Genomic DNA, 818 nt, shown 5'->3' on the forward strand with positions numbered 1-818 from the left:
CTTGAGACTAGGATTTCCGAATGGGGAAACCCACCTGCTTGCAGGTATCGTTAACTGAATACATAGGTTAACGAGGCGAACGCGGAGAACTGAAACATCTAAGTACCCGTAGGAAAAGAAATCAACCGAGATTCCGATAGTAGCGGCGAGCGAAATCGGAACAGCCCTTAAGCTTATTATGTGTTAATGGAAGGCTCTGGAAAGTGCCACGATACAGGGTGATAGTCCCGTACATGAAAAGACATTTTAAGTGAAATCGAGTAGGTCGGAGCACGTGAAACTTTGACTGAATATAGGTGGACCATCATCTAAGGCTAAATACTCCCAACTGACCGATAGTGAACCAGTACCGTGAGGGAAAGGCGAAAAGAACCCCTGTGAGGGGAGTGAAATAGAACCTGAAACCGTGTACGTACAAGCAGTAGGAGCCTACTTGTTAGGTGACTGCGTACCTTTTGTATAATGGGTCAGCGACTTATATTTTGTAGCGAGGTTAACCGATTAGGGTAGCCGTAGGGAAACCGAGTCTTAACTGGGCGAATAGTTGCAAGGTATAGACCCGAAACCCGGTGATCTAGCCATGGGCAGGTTGAAGGTTGAGTAACATCAACTGGAGGACCGAACCCACTAACGTTGAAAAGTTAGGGGATGACCTGTGGCTAGGAGTGAAAGGCTAATCAAACCGGGAGATAGCTGGTTCTCCCCGAAATCTATTTAGGTAGAGCCTCGGACGAATACTTACGGGGGTAGAGCACTGTTAAGGCTAGGGGGTCATCCCGACTTACCAACCCTTTGCAAACTCCGAATACCGTAAAGTA

General features: G+C 47.3%; 1 rRNA gene. It reads left to right on the forward strand.

The features are described 5' to 3' along the window. A 23S ribosomal RNA gene (locus tag PSH48_RS20665) occupies positions 1-818 on the forward strand; the annotation flags it as partial.

This window comes from Pseudoalteromonas sp. Angola-4 (genome assembly GCF_028599265.1).
GTDB classification, from domain to species: domain Bacteria; phylum Pseudomonadota; class Gammaproteobacteria; order Enterobacterales; family Alteromonadaceae; genus Pseudoalteromonas; species Pseudoalteromonas atlantica.